At 43.3% G+C, this 17,955-nt stretch carries 19 protein-coding genes; 13 read left to right on the top strand and 6 right to left on the bottom strand.

Annotation, left to right across the window (positions count from 1 at the left end):
- Positions 1-3 precede the first annotated feature (3 nt).
- The gene (locus MKX52_RS14690) at positions 4-747 is read left to right on the top strand and encodes an IucA/IucC family C-terminal-domain containing protein (RefSeq protein WP_342490927.1); all 744 of its coding nucleotides are present in this window, start codon (positions 4-6) and stop codon (positions 745-747) included.
- 14 nt (positions 748-761) lie between these two features.
- Here MKX52_RS14690 and MKX52_RS14685 read toward each other — a convergent pair whose 3' ends face one another.
- Positions 762-1,640 carry an endonuclease gene (locus tag MKX52_RS14685; protein WP_342490926.1) on the bottom strand — a complete coding sequence of 293 codons (879 nt, stop codon included), beginning with the start codon at positions 1,638-1,640 and terminating at the stop codon, positions 762-764.
- Between the two features lie 169 nt (positions 1,641-1,809).
- Between MKX52_RS14685 and MKX52_RS14680 the strand changes: the two genes are divergently transcribed.
- Together MKX52_RS14680 and MKX52_RS14675 are read left to right on the top strand one after the other, a co-directional pair.
- A complete protein-coding gene (locus MKX52_RS14680) occupies positions 1,810-3,045 on the top strand; it encodes an alanine--glyoxylate aminotransferase family protein (protein WP_041816324.1) in 1,236 nt (411 codons plus the stop codon).
- A gap of 160 nt (positions 3,046-3,205) precedes the next feature.
- Positions 3,206-4,396 (top strand): MFS transporter, encoded by a 1,191-nt coding sequence (locus tag MKX52_RS14675; RefSeq protein WP_342490925.1) that lies wholly within the window; start codon positions 3,206-3,208, stop codon positions 4,394-4,396.
- A 51-nt stretch (positions 4,397-4,447) separates the two neighbouring features.
- Here MKX52_RS14675 and MKX52_RS14670 read toward each other — a convergent pair whose 3' ends face one another.
- A complete protein-coding gene (locus MKX52_RS14670) occupies positions 4,448-5,608 on the bottom strand; it encodes an oxalate decarboxylase family bicupin (RefSeq protein WP_144468380.1) in 1,161 nt (386 codons plus the stop codon).
- 64 nt (positions 5,609-5,672) lie between these two features.
- Positions 5,673-6,833, bottom strand: coding sequence for a helix-turn-helix domain-containing protein (locus tag MKX52_RS14665; RefSeq protein WP_342490924.1), 1,161 nt, complete (start codon positions 6,831-6,833; stop codon positions 5,673-5,675).
- Between the two features lie 318 nt (positions 6,834-7,151).
- Between MKX52_RS14665 and MKX52_RS14660 the strand changes: the two genes are divergently transcribed.
- From MKX52_RS14660 to yunB, 4 genes are all read left to right on the top strand, one after another.
- The gene (locus MKX52_RS14660) at positions 7,152-8,003 is read left to right on the top strand and encodes a DUF72 domain-containing protein (protein ID WP_342490923.1); all 852 of its coding nucleotides are present in this window, start codon (positions 7,152-7,154) and stop codon (positions 8,001-8,003) included.
- Positions 8,004-8,066: 63 nt separating this feature from the next.
- Positions 8,067-9,440, top strand: coding sequence for a bifunctional UDP-sugar hydrolase/5'-nucleotidase (locus tag MKX52_RS14655; protein WP_342490922.1), 1,374 nt, complete (start codon positions 8,067-8,069; stop codon positions 9,438-9,440).
- Between the two features lie 67 nt (positions 9,441-9,507).
- Positions 9,508-9,813 carry a DUF1805 domain-containing protein gene (locus tag MKX52_RS14650; protein ID WP_012011159.1) on the top strand — a complete coding sequence of 102 codons (306 nt, stop codon included), beginning with the start codon at positions 9,508-9,510 and terminating at the stop codon, positions 9,811-9,813.
- Between the two features lie 69 nt (positions 9,814-9,882).
- The gene (yunB, locus tag MKX52_RS14645; RefSeq protein WP_088001745.1) at positions 9,883-10,653 is read left to right on the top strand and encodes a sporulation protein YunB; all 771 of its coding nucleotides are present in this window, start codon (positions 9,883-9,885) and stop codon (positions 10,651-10,653) included.
- Positions 10,654-10,680: 27 nt separating this feature from the next.
- On the opposite strand, the gene MKX52_RS14640 is transcribed toward yunB, so the two are convergent.
- The gene (locus tag MKX52_RS14640) at positions 10,681-11,625 is read right to left on the bottom strand and encodes a M23 family metallopeptidase (protein WP_240389071.1); all 945 of its coding nucleotides are present in this window, start codon (positions 11,623-11,625) and stop codon (positions 10,681-10,683) included.
- 327 nt (positions 11,626-11,952) lie between these two features.
- On the opposite strand from MKX52_RS14640, the gene lipA reads away from it, so the two are divergent.
- Positions 11,953-12,849: a lipoyl synthase gene (lipA, locus tag MKX52_RS14635; RefSeq protein ID WP_012011155.1), complete on the top strand. Its 897-nt coding sequence runs from the start codon at positions 11,953-11,955 to the stop codon at positions 12,847-12,849.
- A 39-nt stretch (positions 12,850-12,888) separates the two neighbouring features.
- Here lipA and MKX52_RS14630 read toward each other — a convergent pair whose 3' ends face one another.
- A complete protein-coding gene (locus tag MKX52_RS14630; RefSeq protein ID WP_034659879.1) occupies positions 12,889-13,524 on the bottom strand; it encodes a YhcN/YlaJ family sporulation lipoprotein in 636 nt (211 codons plus the stop codon).
- A gap of 120 nt (positions 13,525-13,644) precedes the next feature.
- Here MKX52_RS14630 and MKX52_RS14625 point away from each other — a divergent pair, with 120 nt between their 5' ends.
- The 3 genes from MKX52_RS14625 to MKX52_RS14615 are packed head-to-tail and all read left to right on the top strand — an operon-like array spanning position 13,645 to position 15,166.
- A complete protein-coding gene (locus MKX52_RS14625) occupies positions 13,645-13,920 on the top strand; it encodes a YutD family protein (RefSeq protein WP_003213192.1) in 276 nt (91 codons plus the stop codon).
- A gap of 19 nt (positions 13,921-13,939) precedes the next feature.
- Positions 13,940-14,374 carry a DUF86 domain-containing protein gene (locus MKX52_RS14620; protein ID WP_012011153.1) on the top strand — a complete coding sequence of 145 codons (435 nt, stop codon included), beginning with the start codon at positions 13,940-13,942 and terminating at the stop codon, positions 14,372-14,374.
- A gap of 18 nt (positions 14,375-14,392) precedes the next feature.
- Positions 14,393-15,166 (top strand): TIGR01457 family HAD-type hydrolase, encoded by a 774-nt coding sequence (locus tag MKX52_RS14615; RefSeq protein WP_088001779.1) that lies wholly within the window; start codon positions 14,393-14,395, stop codon positions 15,164-15,166.
- 41 nt (positions 15,167-15,207) lie between these two features.
- Here MKX52_RS14615 and MKX52_RS14610 read toward each other — a convergent pair whose 3' ends face one another.
- Positions 15,208-15,708 carry a phosphatidylglycerophosphatase A gene (locus MKX52_RS14610; RefSeq protein ID WP_088001737.1) on the bottom strand — a complete coding sequence of 167 codons (501 nt, stop codon included), beginning with the start codon at positions 15,706-15,708 and terminating at the stop codon, positions 15,208-15,210.
- A 114-nt stretch (positions 15,709-15,822) separates the two neighbouring features.
- On the opposite strand from MKX52_RS14610, the gene yutH reads away from it, so the two are divergent.
- Positions 15,823-16,851: a spore coat putative kinase YutH gene (gene yutH / locus MKX52_RS14605; RefSeq protein WP_342490921.1), complete on the top strand. Its 1,029-nt coding sequence runs from the start codon at positions 15,823-15,825 to the stop codon at positions 16,849-16,851.
- Between the two features lie 85 nt (positions 16,852-16,936).
- On the top strand, positions 16,937-17,920 hold the full coding sequence (locus tag MKX52_RS14600) for a D-glycerate dehydrogenase (RefSeq protein WP_342490920.1): 984 nt from the start codon (positions 16,937-16,939) through the stop codon (positions 17,918-17,920).
- The last annotated feature ends 35 nt before the right edge of the window (positions 17,921-17,955 follow it).

Raw genomic sequence — 17,955 nt, 5'->3', positions numbered from 1 at the left:
GATATGAGGCCAGAGTGGGTGGAGAGAGAATTACTTGATTTCGGCGTACACATCACAAATGGACCAATGACATCTGATCGCACACTTGCTGCGCTTTTTTCAGAAGCATCTGTCCTGCGTTTATTAGAGGCTGAAAAAGAAGCGATGCATGCACCGAATGTAGCTGTAGCAGCGTCGATGTTTTCAAAGCGTTATGCCTACTTAGCGGTCAGTTCCTCTTTGTACATGATGACGCTGTATGACGGTGTCTATCAGTTTCCACCAGAAGCATGTGTCTTTAGAGAGGATCGGAAAATCGAAATTGACGAGTCATTTTGTTCGTTTGTTCCATTAGAAGGAGATCGGAATGAATGGAGAGAGCAGGTTGTACATGCGCTGTTTACGGAGTGTGTTACACCTCTTTTAGATGTACTGAAGCGCACGTCAAGACTTCCATACACCATTTTGTGGGAGAATGTAGCAGTTCGTATCAATTCTCTTTATCGTAGCATGATGCGGGAGGCTGAAGACCTTGCGGTGAAGCAGCGCGTGCGAGAGGACTATCTGTATCTGAAGCAAGCAGCGGGTGATGTATTCGGAGCAAAACAAAATCCATTTCATCACAGCTTAAACTTAGATGACAGTTTACTAGAAACATCCAATCGAAAGACTTGCTGTATGTATTATAAGCTCGAGAAAAAATCGGAGAGTCTCGATTATTGTCTTGTCTGTCCGCTTGATAAAAAGAAAGGCACTGCCTGTTCATAGCAGTGCCTTTCTTTTTATTCCCAAATCTCACTTGCCCATTCTGGGTGATCGATAAAGGGATTGCGGTTGTTCTGGTAGTTTTGATAAATGATCTCGTTGCGGTTCCGTTCGATTTGATCGACAGGGTCTTGTTTGTGCCACTTGAGAAGTACGGACATTTTACCGTGAAGAGGGGCGCTGCCGTTATTCACTTTGTCGTTTAATTCTAAATCAGGAAAGCGGTCATCGCCTTCGTATCGTACCGCCATATAAAAGAGCATTCTTGCCACATCCCCTTTCACTCGGCTATGAGGTTCGAATGAGTCGCTATCGTAGAAATTGCCTGGTGCTCCCTTGTATTCATTTCCGCCCATATCAAAATCTAAATTTCCACGAGTGCTATTCGTTTGTACGTCTGTTGCCCGCAGATGATGGAGATCTGTACCTGGGCCTTGGCTTGTCCCGAAATTGCCGTGTGACTTAGCCCACACATGCTCCCGGTTCCACTGGCCAACATTACCGCCATTTGATTGCTTTGAGCGAGAGACGCCGCTATAGAGTAAGAGCACGTTGTTTGGATTTTTTGGGTCTTCATCCGTTTTCTTTAAGGCATCCCAAACTTGGCTGTAGGATAGCTGCTTATGATCATCAATAATATCGTGTAAAGCTTTCTTTAGAGCGGGTCCTGATTTGCCATTAGCAGATTGATAATAGGAATCGATTTGACTTGAAGCGGTAGTTTTCGCTTGTTGTGCAGATGTTTCGTTTTGAAGCTGTAACGGGGAAAATGAGATCGTTTGGCTCGGTTCATTCAGAGTAAAGCTTTGAGCATTCGCAGCTTGCGGTAGCGGAGCGGCTAACGTACCGAATATCATGATACCGGCAGCCACAGTTCCAAATACGGTTCTCTTCATTCGATTTCCTCCTTGATAGGGAATGTATTCTCTTTATTTCTATCATATTGTTAGAAAGAAATAAATGGATTTATCGTAAATTTTATGTAATGAATTCGTAGGAAAAGAGATTGCTATTTTACCAGCATTACGGTATAAGTGGGCATATAGGATGACAGCAAGGGAAAGGATGGATAACGTGAAAGAACTGCAAATACCTTCAAGAACAATTATGACACCAGGACCTGTTGAAGTAGATCCAAGGGTGCTCCGTGTAATGAGTACGCCTATTCTCGGTCAATTTGATCCAGCATTTACACAGATCATGAATGAGACGATGACCTTATTGCGATCCCTTTTCCAAACAGAAAATGAATGGGCTTTTCCGATTGACGGCACATCTCGTTCAGGGCTAGAAGCTGTGCTAGCTAGTGTCATTGAGCCGGGTGATTCGATGCTTGTGCCTGTCTTTGGCCGGTTCGGTCATCTTCTCATTGAAATAGGACAGCGTTATGGGGCTGATGTACATACAATGGAATGTGAATGGGGAACGGTTTTTGACCCTAGTGATATCATTCAGGAAATGAAACAGGTGAGGCCTAAAATCGTTGCGATGGTCCATGGTGAAACATCTACCGGACGATTGCAGCCGCTTGAGCAAATTGGTGAAGCGTGCCGAGAACTGGATGCGTTGTTCATTGTAGACGCTGTAGCAACCATTGGCGGGACTCAGGTAAAAGTGGACGAATGGAAGATTGATGCAGCGATTGGCGGTACGCAGAAGTGCTTGTCGGTTCCATCAGGTATGTCCCCTATCACGTATAATGACCGAGTGGCAGCAGTCGTTGAATCGAGAAAGAAAGTGGAAAAGGGAATTGCGACACAGGATGAATTGCAGGAGCAAATGGATATTTCTCCAATTAAAAGCAATTACTTTGACCTTAGCCAACTTCAGGATTATTGGAGCCCTAGGCGATTAAATCATCATACAGAAGCGACAACGATGCTCTATGCACTTCGTGAAGGGGTTCGTGTTGTGCTGGAAGAAGGTCTGTCTGAGCGTTTCAAAAGGCATGCATATCACGAGAAAGCCTTGATGAAAGGCCTTGAAGCGATGGGACTTGAATTGTTCGGTGATCCACATTGTAAAATGCCAGTTGTGACATGTATTGAGATTCCAAGTGGTATAGATGGAGAGGCGGTACGTTCCGATCTGCTTAAGCATTTTGGCATTGAAATTGCCAGCTCCTTTGGACCGCTAGCTGGACGTATATGGAGAATTGGCACAATGGGCTATAGTTGCAGAAAAGAAAATGTGCTCTTTGTGTTAGCAGGGCTAGAAGCAATTCTAATCAAACACGGTGCATCCATCCATTGCGGCGCAGGGCTTCAGGCGGCTCTTTCTATCTATGAACAAGGTGAATAATGTCATAAGAATACTCGCTATTTGCGGGTATTTTTTTATTTGGAAAAGAAAACTAAATTTTGAAAAACTAGACTTATAGATAGTGATATCGCTATACTGAAGAAGTTCTGATCATTTTTGTCATCATTTTCATTTATTTAGCAGAAAGAGGTTTTTTGATATGAAGAAAATGGGCAGATTATATATTTTAATGCTCAATATTTTTATTGCCATGCTTGGCTTTGGCCTTATTGTCCCTGTCATGCCAAGTTACATTGAAGCTTTTGGCGCAACAGGAAAAACACTCGGTTTTCTTGTCGCTGCAACAGGTCTTACGCAATTTGCTTTATCACCGGTCGCAGGCGCACTGACCGATCGATTTGGACGTAGAAAATTGATCATTGCTGGGATCGCAGGCTTTACAATTGCCCAGTTTATTTTTGCATTTGCTGATCAGCTTTGGATGCTGTTTGTGTCTCGATTTTTAGGCGGTGCTGCCGGAGCTTTACTCATGCCAGCCATGTTTGCATACATCGCTGATATCACAAGTGAGAAGGATCGAGGGAAAGGAATGGGGCTATTTAGTGCTGCGATGACGTTAGGCTTTGTCATTGGACCTGGCGTAGGCGGCTATTTGGTGGAGTATGGGATTGCTTTTCCTTTTCTCATCGCAGGTTCCTTTGCCGCTCTTTCTACCCTATTGTCCATCCTGTTCTTACCTGAAACATTAACAAAAGAAAAGCAGGAAGAAGCGCGGCTAAACAAAGACATTCGTTTCAACCCGTTTGTACAAATGATGCAAGCTTTAAAGACATCCTACGGTTTTTTGTTTATATTGGCGTTTGTCCTCAATTTTGGCATCATTCACTTTGAATCGATTTTCGGCTTATATGTAGACCAAAAACATGGATTTACACCGAAAGATATTGCGTTTGTGATTACGGTTGCGGGCCTTGCTGGCGTGCTTGTCCAAGGTGCGTTGGTGAATGCTTTTGTGAAACGATTTGGTGAAATGTCCGTCGTACGTTATGCACTGCTTGGAGCGGCTTTGATGCTCATCGTCTGCCGGGGTGCGCCATCCTTTTGGCTGATTTTCGCAGGCTCTATTTTATTTTTGTCGGCGACATCATTTGTTCGTCCAGCCCTCAACACATTGCTGTCGAAAATGGCAGGTAATCAGCAAGGAGTAGCAGGCGGTCTCAATACATCTTTTATGAGCCTTGCCAATATTGTTGGACCGAGTCTTGCGGGGATTTTATTTGATGTGAATATCGAGTTTCCTTTTATGTTCGGTACATTCGTGCTGTGCATAAGCTTCATTGCATCCATCCTGTGGGGGAAAAAAGTGCAGCAGCGTTCTGCGATTTCCTAAAATTCAATTATCAAAAAACCGATCAGCACAGATGGATCGGTTTTTTTATGTTCATGACCTTTTATATGTCACGACAGGTGATTTTTCTTTATGAAGCGCACGAATCATGGCATCATCTACATGCAAATGCTCTTTCACTAATTGATGAGGAGTTAAGGCCATCCACTGATTCAACGAAATATCTGCAAAGCGATCACTTTTAAACATTTCTAAAAACCAAAGGCTCGTTTGACCGGTATTTTGGATGTAATGTCCCATACCAAAGGGAACATATCCAACATCACCTGCTCTGTAATTAAAGGTGCGGGCAGTGCCCCCGGCTCCAAAGACCGTCATTTTGGCTGTACCGGTTAAATAGTATTGCCACTCATCATTATTAGGGTGCCAATGCATTTCTCTCATGCCGCCAGGCTTTACTTCAACAAGCGCAGCTGCAATGGTTTTTGAAACAGGGAAGTTTCGTGAATCGACAATACGGACAGTTCCCCCAGAGGTCGTCAGCGGTTTTTGGCGAAGCAGCTGGTACGTAAATGGCGGCTCGATGCTTCCGTATGGATCAGATACCGCTTGGCTTTCTAATGATGCTGGCGAAGAGCCTTGAAACATGTAGCGCTGTTTATTCGGAATATGGTCAAACAGCTTCTCAGGAACGCCAAAATTTTCGGAGAGAATGTGTTTCGGTGTATGGGCAAACCAGTCTGTGATGGTGAACGTATCAAATTCAGAAAAAGCACCATCATCAAAGACTAAAAGAAATTCACACCCGTTCTCAAGTCCTTGAATGGAGTGCGGAATACCTGGGGGGAAATACCATAAATCTCCTTCTGCTACATCAGCGATCATATTTCGCCCTTCTGCATCTACAGAGGTGATGCGGGCTTTCCCTAAAATCATATACGCCCATTCAGCCTGCTTGTGCCAATGAAGCTCTCGCACTCCGCCCCGAGTCAGCCGCATGTTGACACCTGCAATCGTTGTGGAAACAGGTAGCTCTCGCTTCGTAATTTCTCTTGACCAGCCGCCATGATTCAAATGCATATGTGTATCGGAATATGAAAATTTTAAGTTGGGAATGGTTCCGGCATCTGTTTTAGGTGGAACAAGCATATCCGGGTTCTCGATATCTCGAAGGACGTCCCGCGGGCCTATATCGGTTGCACCTGCACCATCCTCTCGAATTGGCTGCGGGATGTGACGCAGCTCATCATCCATTGATTATCCCTCCTCTTGTATCACTTTTCTCCTCCAAACTATATGAAGCTTCGGAAGAAAACATTCAATCAGGATGGGGGGAAAGAAGCATTTGAATACGTAATGCTAAACGCAGCCTTAATGTGGCTTCAGGGTCTTTTAAGCTGATTCGAAGCAGCTCTTCACACTTTTCCAATCGATAAATGACCGTGTTGCGATGAATAGACAAACGTTTCGCTGTTTCTGAAATGTGGCAATGCGTTTCTAAATAGACAGATATGGTGTGGAGGAGGTTTTGACCAGCTTCATATAACGGGTGAAGGTGCATCTGGTGAAACGTGACTAAATCCTTTCTTGGAATAAGCTTTAATAAATCTGGCACATCCTTTGCTTGGTAGAACTGAATATATTCGGACTGTGCCGAGAGATGCCCGGCTTGAAGCGCTTCTAATGCTTCACTGTAGCCCTCAGACAGATGGGTAATGCGACAACTAGTCAAGCTCGCGCCAAAGGAAATGGTGTGATTCACTTGTATGCTAACGAGTATCTGCATTTGTTTCAAAAAAGAAAGAAGTTTTTCACTCATCTCTGACCAATTGCCCGTCTCTTCCATTAATACAATGACCATATCCCCTTTGACGAATAAAAAGGAAGGGAAAGGAGAGTGTGGAAGTGCGCTGTCGAGCAGATCAACGACTTGTTCTATCATCAGTTGCTGCTCTAAAAAATGAGTGTTCTCATGATACGGATCAAGCTGACAGATCATACATAGATAGCTGCTATCTACATTTAATCCAAATGATTTCGCAATGTGTGCATCGTCTCGCTGAGAAGACGATGCACCCTCTATCCATCTGCGAAACCCTTCGTTTCTGGCACGCTTGGCCGTTTGCTGGGCAGTATATTGCCTCATTCGCGCAATCGAAATACCGTGTACTGCTTGTTCAATGATGACTTGCAGTGTTTCATCAAGCGGAAGAAAGAACGATGGGATGACCACATACTCACATGTTTGTGCGTTTAGATCGATCGAAAAAACAGAATAGGTTTGCTTCGTATCTATTATCGAAAAATAATGGGGTGTCCTGCTTTGGAAAAAGGGGAGAATGCGATTCCAATCTGGGCTCGTGCTGGTGATGTGCGAGTTGCAGAGAAGACGCCCATGCTGGTTACACAAATAGACAGGGTGGCGAATCCTTTCAGCGATTTTTTGCAATGTTTCAAATTGGTTATCGTCTAAGTTCATATCCACTAAGTCTCCTTTATTGAAAACTAAAGCTCTTGGTGAAGATGAATCAATAAATGGACAATCACTGTTTATTTCTCTGATATATAGTATGTTATCAGTTCACATCATTTTAGATAGAATATTGTCAACTAACATGACAAACAAACAGAACTCATGATAAAATCACGCACCATTAGTCATCTTCATTCAGAATTACCGGCAAATATGATATGTTGTAGACAGAAGAATTTCTTTTAGAAAGATGGGTATGACAAGAGAAAAAGGCTTTCATGTGAGGAAGCCGTCTATATATGAAAGTGGCAAGAGGTGAGAAACATGATTTATATCGGATTAACTGGCTGGGGTGACCATGACAGTCTTTATCCGCCGAAAATCGGCAGCGCGCAAAAGCTGTTTCACTATTCGTCTACGTTTCCCATTGTGGAACTGGATGCCAGCTTTTATGCCGTTCAGCCTGAACGTAATCATGAAAAGTGGATCAAGGATACGCCAGATACCTTTCAATTTGTTGTAAAGGCATATCAAGGGATGACCGGTCATCAGAGAGGCGAAATTCCGTTTGCTTCAAAGGAAGAGATGTTTGACGCATTTATTCTTTCATTGACTCCGCTGATTCGTGAAGGGAAACTAGCCATGGTTCTGTTTCAATTTCCACCATGGTTTGATTGCAAAAAAGAGCACGTCCTTTATTTAAGATGGTGCAAAGAGAAGATGGGTGACATTCCATGTGCCCTCGAGTTCCGTAACCGCACATGGTTCTCAGATGAATTTTATGAGCAGACCTTGTCCTTTATGGAAAAAGAAGGATGGATTCATTCTGTTTGTGATGAGCCGCAAGTGGGAGAAGGCTCCATTCCGCCCGTCATACAAGCTACGCACCGTGATAAAACATTGGTTCGTTTTCACGGGAGAAATAAACAGGGCTGGCTTCAGCCAGCAGATCATGAAAATTGGCGAGAAGTGCGATACTTATATTTATATAATGAAGCTGAATTAAAAGAGTGGAAAAAGAAACTCGACATTCTACATCAGCAATCAAAAGATGTCTATGTCGTGTTTAATAATAACTCCGGCGGAGATGCAGCGGCGAATGGTCAGCAGATGATTGATTTGCTGGATATTACGTATTCGAGCCTTTCTCCGAAGCAGTTAGATTTATTTAGTTAAATGAGAGCTGCGGCTTTCAACCTGAATGAGACGGTTCAGTGACAACTTGAGGGAGAGATCAACATGCTGCAGAAGCTATGGATATATCATACAAACGACTTGCACAGTCACTTTGAGAACTGGCCAAAAATCGCAGCTTATATTAAGGAAAAGCGTCAAATTCACGATCAGATGCTCTTGTTTGATATTGGCGACCATATGGACAGGGTGAACCTTGTGTCAGAAGCTGATTATGGAAAGGTAAACGTCAAGCTTCTCAATCAACTTGGCTATGATGGGGTCACGATTGGGAATAATGAAGGCATTACGCTGCCTCATGATCAGCTCGATCAATTGTACGAGCATGCACAATTTCCAGTGGTCCTGTCTAATTTATTTGAGAAAGGCAAAAGGCCATCGTGGGCAAAGCCTTATCATATGATCCAAATGGAAAATGGACTGAAAATATGTCTCTTAGGTGTGACCATTGCGTATACACCTGTCTATGAAAAGCTAGGCTGGGAGATTACAGATCCGTTTGACAGCATAAGGGACATGTTGCAGGAAGTGAAGGGACAAGCGGATGTCATTGTGCTCTTATCCCATCTAGGTATTCTCCATGATCGGGAGGTTGCCCGTGATTTTCCTGACATCGATATGATTCTAGGTTCACATACGCATCACTTGTTAGAACAGGGTGAAATGGACAATGGAGTGCTGCTTGCATGCGCTGAAAAGTATGGGCATTATATTGGCTGTGTCGAGCTGACCATTGATACAGCAAGCAAAGAGTTAATCGAGAAAAAAGCAACGGTGCAGTCAGTGGATCAGCTGATCAGTGAATCAGATGAAGCGATCACTACCTTACAACAAGCAGAGAGAAGAGCGAAAGCCCTCATGCAGGAAAAAGTAACAGAGATTGAGTCAAAATTAGAAACGAAGTGGTTTGATGCATCTCCGCTTCCGCAGCTCTTAACAGATGCCATTAAAGATTGGTGCGGAGCAGATATTGGCATGATGAATGCAGGAATGGTGCTGGATTCATTAGAAGCAGGAATTGTGACAAGAGAAGAAGTCCACCGAATCTGCCCACATCCCATTAACCCTATTCGTGTGACGCTTACCGGTCAACAGCTCATCGAAACCGTTCGGCGTGCATGTGAAGAAAAAATGGAACAGCTGCGCATCAAGGGCTTTGGCTTTAGAGGGGAACTGATGGGGAAAATGCTGTATAGCGGCCTTACTTATACAGTAGAAGAAGGCGAAACCAAACGGGTGAAGGATGTTTTTGTGCATGATCAATTGATCAATAAAGACGCTTTCTATACGATTGGCACAGTCGATATGTATACATTAGGCTCTCTATTTCCTCATATCCGTGACCATGAACACATTGAATATTTCATGCCGGAATTTTTACGTGATGTCCTTGCTTGGCGTCTGAAGGAAGCCACATGAAATCCGCTTTAGCCTAACAACACTCGCCCTCTTGTCACATAGATTGTGATGAGAGGAGTGAAGGGATTTGGTGAATTTAACACCTATTACTATTGATGGACATTCCTTTACAGCCGTCACCGTCAAACTGCCGAAGACGAATTTTATGGCAGTGACAAATGAACATGGGTATATTATGTGCGGTGCACTGGATGTCGGGCTCTTAAATGAAAAGCTTGCAGATAGAGGCATTATCGCAGGGAGAGCAGTTGGTGTGAGAACGATAGAGCAATTGCTTGATGCCCCTTTAGAATCTGTGACATACGCTGCAGAAGCATTAGGCATTACAGCTGGAACCATTGGAAGAGACGCCTTGTTAAAAATGGTGAAATAAAATGGAGAGATGATTCCTATCCCCCCGCCTGTCTGCATACACTTGTAATGGAGAAGGGGGGATTTTTTATTGAGAATGAACCGCCGCTATCGCCCCTATAAAAAGGGCCCTTTGCCATTTCGATACGTCATGCTGCTTGCGATCTTATTCTTTGTGCTCTCAACCGTCATCAGTCTATTTTTTATTAACCGTTCCATTAAACCAACCCTTATTCATATTGCTGAATTAGAAACAGAGCGTATCGCCAATCATCTGATTCAATATTCCGTCCAAGACTTTGCAGAAGATCAGGAGAATATGAAGGATATGGTGGTCATGAATACAAGTGAGAACGGAAAAGTAACGACCATCGATTTTAATGCGCAAGCAACATCGAAAGCAATGGCTGACCTGTCACGTCATCTTCAAAAAAATTTAGAGGACATTGAAAAGGGGAACTTTCAAAAAGAGGCAAAAGAAGCATTAAAGGATCAAACAGATGGACATGACGGCATTATATATAACATTCCGCTTGGGCAAGCATCCGGAAATGCACTTATCGCTAATCTAGGACCAAAAGTGCCTGTCCGCTTCAGTGTCATTGGTGACCCGCATACGGACGTTGAAAAAAATATTAAGCCTTATGGTATCAACAATGCCTTGATTGATATTAGTGTTCTAATTGAGGTCAAGGTGAGGGTTATCATCCCGTTTGCATCTGAAACAATCGTGGTCAAAAATTCAGTTCCCGTCTCTATCCAAGCCGTTCAAGGAGACGTACCAGATTATTACAATGGGAGCGGAACGAACTCAGGCGCTCCACCGATTGTTCTCCCAGAGAAAAAGGAGAAGAAAGAATAACAGCCCAAGGAATGATTGGGCTGTTTTCTATTTGCGTTTCCGCTCAGCTCTCTCCCATGCCCTTAAATGAGGGTACGGATCAAAAGACCATTCAGTTCTGCCGTTGTCTTTATACATCCCATAGTGAAGATGCGGCGGAAATTTTCCTGCTGTGCCTGGGGGGCCATAACCGGAGCTACCGACAGATCCAATGACCTGTCCAGGTTCAACAATTTGACCTGTTTTGAGTCCTTTTGCAAAGCCATTTAAATGAGCGAAGTAATGATAATGGTTATGAATATCTCGAATACCAATCCGCCAGCCGCCAAAGCGGTTCCAGCCTTTCATTTCAATCACACCATACGATGTCGCACGAACGGGAAGTCCATAATGGGCAAATAAATCCGTACCCTCATGAATTCGCCTGCCTCCAAATCCTCTTGCATCTCCCCATGTACTCCGGTAGCTGTAGTCAGCTCCAACCGGAAGAGGGAAAGCGTGCTTTCCGAGGTCAAGATGGCCATAGTGCTGATATAGCTTCATAAAAGATGAAATGATTCCAACGGTTTGATCTCGTCCATAATAGTCCCATAAAGCAATTTTTAATTGATCAATGCTGTTGCCGTAATGAAGCAAGTATTGAGCAAACGTGAATAATACATCCTCATCGTCATCGCTGCTTGCTTTTCCATCCCCGTTTCCATCAAGTCCAATTCCATCAAACACTTTAATGCTTAAAGGAGAGGTATCCTGCTTATTCGGGTTTTCAGGACCGATCCACATTTCCCGGGGAATGTAGATGCCAATGACGCCTTTTTGTTTCGGTAAATCTCTTCTGCTTTTTCGAATATTGTGCTCATACTGATCAACCGCAGCAAGTACATACCATGGAACTTGTGTCGTGATGGCGACTTTTTCGTATAGTGCCATTCGCTGCTTTAGTACATCTGGCTGCTTGCCTTCCCCTTGTGCATGAACAGGTAAAGGAAGCATTGAAAGAGCGATTATGATGGCTAAAACCACTTTCACAAACGTCCATCTCCTTTCATTAAGCATCGTCTTCTACCGTTTAGTGTGGTTAGATCACCCTATTTCATAAGAAGAAAATGTTAGTAATTTTCTTCTGATTTTTTTAGGAGGCTTTTGGGTATTTTTGCAGCTCATTCCCTTGTTGTTCAATCTGTACTATGTTAAAGTGTCTAAAGAAAAGGCTTTAGGCCGAAGATTCAATTTTTTGCAGCTTCTTAGCTGCATCCATCGTATATAGCAGGAAGATTTTTGTAGATGCACCTTTAACGAATTCATATGGAGATGATGGAATTGGCAAAGAAGGAAGAGCACGTAAGAAAACCGGACTGGCTTAAAATTAAGCTGAATACGAATGAAAACTATACCGGTTTGAAAAAAATGATGCGGGAAAACAACCTGAATACCGTTTGTGAGGAAGCAAAATGTCCGAATATTCACGAATGCTGGGCAGTGAGAAGAACCGCAACATTTATGATTCTTGGATCTGTTTGTACGCGCGCATGCCGTTTCTGTGCGGTGAAAACTGGACTTCCAACTGAGCTTGACCTGCAAGAGCCAGAACGTGTGGCAGATTCAGTCGCGTTAATGAACTTAAAACATGCTGTGATAACAGCGGTTGCAAGGGATGACCAAAAGGATGGCGGAGCAGGTGTGTTTGCTGAAACTGTTCGTGCCATTAGAAGAAAAAGCCCATTTACGACAATTGAAGTTCTCCCTTCAGATATGGGCGGCAATTACGATAACTTGAAGACGTTAATGGACACACGTCCTGACATTTTAAATCACAATATTGAAACCGTTCGTAGATTAACGCCAAGGGTTCGTGCGCGTGCTACATATGATCGTTCATTAGAATTCTTGCGCCGTGCAAAAGAAATGCAGCCTGACATTCCAACGAAATCAAGCATTATGATTGGACTCGGTGAAACGAAGGAAGAAATCATTGAAGTGATGGATGATCTTCTTGCTAACAACGTCGATATTATGGCGATTGGTCAGTATTTACAGCCTTCGAAAAAACATCTAAAAGTGCAAAAATACTATCATCCGGATGAGTTTGCAGAGCTGAAAGAAATTGCGATGGCAAAAGGCTTTAGCCATTGTGAAGCGGGACCGCTTGTGCGCTCTTCCTACCATGCAGATGAACAAGTAAACGAAGCGTCTAAAAAGCGTCAGGCGCAAGCATAACAAAGAAAACGCCAGAGATCTCTGGCGTTTTTTCTCGTATTAATTTTGGCCGTAAGGGGCGTTTCTTCTCATGGTACGGTCGGAATTCGTCATCCCATTTGCATCTTCTTTCGTAGAAATATCTCCACCTTGAGGGGAATATTTCATTTGTTGAATGGTTTTCGTTAAGATTTGATCAAAATCACGTGAATTGGTTTGAAGACGTGAAAAATTGGCAATGGATTGAAAGTGCTCTGGATTATCAGAGACGTATACATGATAATAACGAGGGAGAACAGAAACCGCCGTTTTCTTTACTTGATCGGCAGATTCATCCCGGTTTTTGTTTCCTGTTCGATACACAATCAGTGCATCCTCATCTGTCACAAGTGTGGCTGCATCTTTGATGTTTGGCAGTTGCACAGTTAAACTTGTAATGACATGGGCAAGATGCTCGCGATTTAAAGCAGGTGTTCTTTCTTTCTGATCCGTTACTTGCTGGCGCTGATAACGAACATACCCTGCTCTGTTTGTGTCTGCTTCTGGCATGTTGGAATTATTTCCTTCATGACGATCCGACAGTCGGATGGTTTTACTTGAAGAATCTTCATCCACTTGCCGGTTCATACCTGATTGAAAGCCGCACCCGCCTAAAAGCATGCTGAGGAGAATCGCGGCTGTCAGTTGTTTCTTCATAAATGTGACCTCCTTTTTTCTTTAGCTTCGGCTAAATCGGAAAAAACATGCTTTAGCAATTGATGGAGTTCTTCCAATGAATTATCATTAAAGATGGATCGTTTAAAAAGAGGTGAGAAGATGATCGTCATTCAGAATGCTACTTTTGATCTTGTAAGAGACATTAAAGACGGTTTTGATGAAGAAGCGTTTAAAGCAAGGTACTCAGATATCTTAAATAAGTATGATTATATTGTGGGGGACTGGGGCTACAATCAGCTGAGATTGAAAGGGTTCTTTGATGACCAAAACCAAAAGGCCACATTTGATACAAAAATCAGCACACTCGATGAATACATTTATGAATACTGTAATTTTGGCTGTGCCTATTTTGTCTTAAAACGAATCAGAAAATAACGCAAAGGGGAGCGTCATGATGTATTTCGTAGACAGAAAAAAAATTGAAGAGACATTACGTTTTTTCGAGGAGCAATATGAGTTGATGCAGAGCCATCAAACATGGACAAGTCCACTAGAGAAAAAAGCGCTGGAACGAATTGTTCATTTGCTCGTCGAATGTATTCTTGATACGGGAAATGACATGATTGATGGCTTTATTATGCGTGATCCAGGAAGCTATGATGACATCATGGATATTCTTGTCGATGAAAAGGTTGTACCCGAAGAGGAAGGCAGTCAGCTGAAAAAGCTTGTCTCGTGCCGCAAAACACTTGTACAGCAATACCAAGAAGTGGTTCATCACGACTTGCTGCAGGTGATCAGCGAGGTTGAGCATGCACTACAGGTTTTCCCAAACCGCATCCGTACCTACTTAGAGCAGGAGCTTGGCCCAGTATCAGCGTTTAAATAATCCATTGGAGTTGTGAGCATCATGAAATACAAAGGCTACTTAATTGATTTAGACGGAACAATGTATAAAGGAACAGAAAAGATCGAAGAAGCTGGTCAATTTGTTCAAAAGTTAAATGAACTAAATATTCCCTACTTGTTTGTCACGAATAACTCGTCACGCACGCCAAAGCAGGTAGCGGAAAAACTTGTTTCATTCGATATCCCAGCAACTGAAGAACAAGTCTTTACAACAAGTATGGCAACAGCCAATTATATTGCTGAACAAAAGAAAGACGCGTCTGTTTACGTCATCGGTGAAGAAGGAATCAAGCAGGCCATTGAAGAAAAAGGGCTTACATTTGGTCAGGAGGATGCTGATTTCGTTGTGGTTGGAATTGATCGCAGCATGACATATGAAAAATTCGCAGTAGGTGCGATTGCTATCCGTCAAGGCGCACAATTTGTCTCAACAAATGGAGACATTGCCATTCCAACAGAAAGAGGGCTTCTGCCAGGTAACGGCTCATTAACATCTGTATTGACCGTCACCACGACAGTCCAGCCAACATTTATCGGAAAGCCAGAATCCATCATCATGGAACAAGCCATGCGGGTGCTCGGGACCGATGTGTCTGAGACGCTCATGGTAGGTGATAACTATGATACGGATATTATGGCAGGAATGAATGCAGGAATGGACACATTGCTTGTTCATACAGGCGTGACAACAAAAGAGCTGCTTCAGAACTATGATAAACAGCCAACCTATGTCATTGATTCATTATCTGAGTGGATTGAACGATTATCATAAAAAAAGAGGACAAGCGTTACGCGCGCGTCCTCTTTTTTGCTTTATTCCACATTTCTCACACTATGTGCCAACCTGCTTGATGCTGCTGCCGCAATGGCGCCGACAATGTCATCTAAAAAGGTGTGGCATTCTCCTGTGGATTTATCGTTGAGTCTCCCGAGAATTCCTGGTTTTTCTTTATCGATATATCCGTAATTCGTAAAGCCGATCGAACCATAAATATTAACGATAGCAAACGATAAAATTTCATCAACACCGTACAGGCTTTCGTCTGTTTCTAGAATAGACTGAAGCGGCTCGGTCAGTTTTTTTTGCTCGGCTAGTACGTCTAGTTCAATGCCTGTTAATATCGCATTTTGGACTTCTCGTTTTGCGATGACACGCTCCACATTGTGGATGCATTCTGTCATGTCTAAGCCAGGATGATATTTTTCCTGTAAAAAGTAGACAAGGTCTGCTATATCTTGAATGGATACGCCTCGTTCTTGTAAACGGCGTCTTGCTGTTTTTTCTACTTCGTTCATCTCGTGATGATGCGGCATATATTCCTCACCCAATCCTCGTAATTTGTCCACAACGTGTAGAAAGCTTCGGATAGTAAATAGTATTCATAAATCCCTCAACCTGCGACTACGATATGATAAGAGATTGATCTTATGAACGCAGGTGAAAACATGAAAGAAACCATTTATCACACATTTGGTATTGATGTGCGTCAACTTATGCCATACGGCAGTTATCAGAGCTTTCAAACGTCGGAGGCTCTCTTTATCATTGTTCCTGTGTCTCATTTGCGAGAAGAAGAACTCACAGAGCTGTTTCATATCAGTCAGTATTTACTGAATGCCGGAGACCCATACGTCGCTGTGTTTGAATTAACAAATGAAGAGAAACCCACCTTTACTCATGGAAAGGAGCTGTATGCTTTATTAAAGGCAGCCCCGCCGATATCAAGCCGCTCGTTTCAACAGGCATCAGAGCTGGCGGCCTTTCATGTCAGGGGAAGAGGATTTCCATATGAGGTGTCTGAAACAAAACGTGTGGGAGCCTGGAAGGAATTATGGGCAAAACGGTTAGATCAGATTGAAGGCTTTTGGATGCAGCAAATGCACCAAAAACCACTAGAACGGTTTGAAAAAAAATTCATCGAATCCTTTCCGTATTATCTTGGATTAACGGAAAACGCCATTCAATATTTAGTGGATACTGAGCTGGATGATGAACCGAAAGAATGTGACTCAGGCACTGTCTGCCACCAGCGTTTTTCGCGGAGAACATGGCCGCTTGAGCAGCCGCTGCGTTTACCTGTAGATTGGGTCTTTGATCATCCAACCCGGGATATCGCCGAATACTTAAGAGAAACCTTTGTCCAGCATAAGGAAGATTTAATTGAAGAGGGCTTTTCCTTTCTTCAGCAATATGAGCAGGTGACACCACTATCTTCTTTTTCTAAGCGTTTGTTATACAGTCGCTTGTTGTTTCCGCTTCATTATTTTGAAATTGTGGAAGGTTACTATATGTCAGGAGAAACTGAAAAATCATATTATGAAGAACGGCTAGATTACGTCTTAAATGATGCGAATCGCTATGAATACTTTCTAAAGGTCTTTCAAGAAATGAGTGCCATGCGAAGCGGCGGGAGCCTTATTCCACCTGTTGGCTGGATCACAGGTCCACTGATTTGAAGTTTTCGTGAACAGATGAAACGTCTCTTTTCTCTTGAGGCGTTTTTCGTTATGCTTAAAGAAATTAATCAAAGGAGTGTTCTTCTTGACGAAACCTTATGTCTATATCACAAGAAAGCTGGATGAAGCATCACTTACACCACTAAAAGAAGTCGCTCATATCGAGATGTGGCCGAGCGAGGATGAGTCATGTCCACGGGAAGAATTAGAGAAAGAAGCAGCGAAAGCGGATGCGCTTCTCACCATGCTGTCAGATCAAGTAGATGAAGCCCTTTTATCAAAGGCTCCACATGTTAAGGTGATCGCAAACCTTGCTGTGGGTTATGACAATATTGATGTTGAAGCGGCTAAAAAGCGCAATATCACCATTTGTCATACGCCTGATGTACTAACAGAATCCACGGCTGATTTAGCCTTTGCTCTTCTGATGGCATCAGCGAGACGGATTGTCGAGGCGAGTGATTGGGTGAAGGACGGAAATTGGACAGGCTGGGGACCGCTTCTTCTTGCAGGAGCTGATGTTCACCACAAAACTCTCGGAATTGTCGGCATGGGCAGCATCGGAACAGCGCTTGCCAAGAGGGCAGCAGGCTTTGACATGAAGGTGCTGTATCATAACCGGTCAAGAAAGCCAGAGGCAGAAGCACAGCTCGGCGTGACCTATGCGGCTTTTGAGGACTTGCTCACGCAGTCTGATTTCATCGTCTGCCTGACGCCGTTAACCCCGGAAACGAAAGACATGTTTAATGAAAAGGCATTTGATCTGATGAAGAACTCTGCTTATTTTATAAACGTATCAAGAGGACAAACTGTGGATGAGGATGCTTTATATGAGGCAGTCACGACAGGAAAAATTGCCGGCGCTGGTCTGGATGTATTTAGGGAGGAGCCTGTCAGCCCATCTCATCCGTTAACAACATTACCTAACGTCACGGTTCTCCCTCATATTGGAAGTGCGAGTGTCGAAACGAGAAAAACGATGATGCGTTTATGTGCTGATAATATTGCGCTTGTCCTACAAGGTCAGCAAGCCAAAACACCGGTTCGCTCATCATATCAGGCTCCCTGAGTTTCGGGAGCTTTTCTGACAAAAATATTTTGAAA

This window comes from Bacillus sp. FSL R5-0422 (genome assembly GCF_038610765.1).
Lineage (GTDB): Bacteria > Bacillota > Bacilli > Bacillales > Bacillaceae > Bacillus > Bacillus pumilus_O.
This window is presented reverse-complemented; position numbering and strand designations above follow the sequence as displayed.

What these genes read in the sequence shown, in the direction of transcription:
- MKX52_RS14690 (WP_342490927.1), top strand. Translation starts at nt 4, where the DNA reads ATGAGGCCAGAGTGGGTGGAGAGAGAATTACTTGATTTCGGCGTACAC.
- MKX52_RS14685 (WP_342490926.1), bottom strand. Translation starts at nt 1,640, where the DNA reads ATGAAGAGAACCGTATTTGGAACTGTGGCTGCCGGTATCATGATATTC.
- MKX52_RS14680 (WP_041816324.1), top strand. Translation starts at nt 1,810, where the DNA reads ATGGATAACGTGAAAGAACTGCAAATACCTTCAAGAACAATTATGACA.
- MKX52_RS14675 (WP_342490925.1), top strand. Translation starts at nt 3,206, where the DNA reads ATGAAGAAAATGGGCAGATTATATATTTTAATGCTCAATATTTTTATT.
- MKX52_RS14670 (WP_144468380.1), bottom strand. Translation starts at nt 5,608, where the DNA reads ATGGATGATGAGCTGCGTCACATCCCGCAGCCAATTCGAGAGGATGGT.
- MKX52_RS14665 (WP_342490924.1), bottom strand. Translation starts at nt 6,833, where the DNA reads ATGAACTTAGACGATAACCAATTTGAAACATTGCAAAAAATCGCTGAA.
- MKX52_RS14660 (WP_342490923.1), top strand. Translation starts at nt 7,152, where the DNA reads ATGATTTATATCGGATTAACTGGCTGGGGTGACCATGACAGTCTTTAT.
- MKX52_RS14655 (WP_342490922.1), top strand. Translation starts at nt 8,067, where the DNA reads ATGCTGCAGAAGCTATGGATATATCATACAAACGACTTGCACAGTCAC.
- MKX52_RS14640 (WP_240389071.1), bottom strand. Translation starts at nt 11,625, where the DNA reads ATGCTTCCTTTACCTGTTCATGCACAAGGGGAAGGCAAGCAGCCAGAT.
- MKX52_RS14630 (WP_034659879.1), bottom strand. Translation starts at nt 13,524, where the DNA reads ATGAAGAAACAACTGACAGCCGCGATTCTCCTCAGCATGCTTTTAGGC.
- MKX52_RS14625 (WP_003213192.1), top strand. Translation starts at nt 13,645, where the DNA reads ATGATCGTCATTCAGAATGCTACTTTTGATCTTGTAAGAGACATTAAA.
- MKX52_RS14620 (WP_012011153.1), top strand. Translation starts at nt 13,940, where the DNA reads ATGTATTTCGTAGACAGAAAAAAAATTGAAGAGACATTACGTTTTTTC.
- MKX52_RS14610 (WP_088001737.1), bottom strand. Translation starts at nt 15,708, where the DNA reads ATGCCGCATCATCACGAGATGAACGAAGTAGAAAAAACAGCAAGACGC.
- yutH (WP_342490921.1), top strand. Translation starts at nt 15,823, where the DNA reads ATGAACGCAGGTGAAAACATGAAAGAAACCATTTATCACACATTTGGT.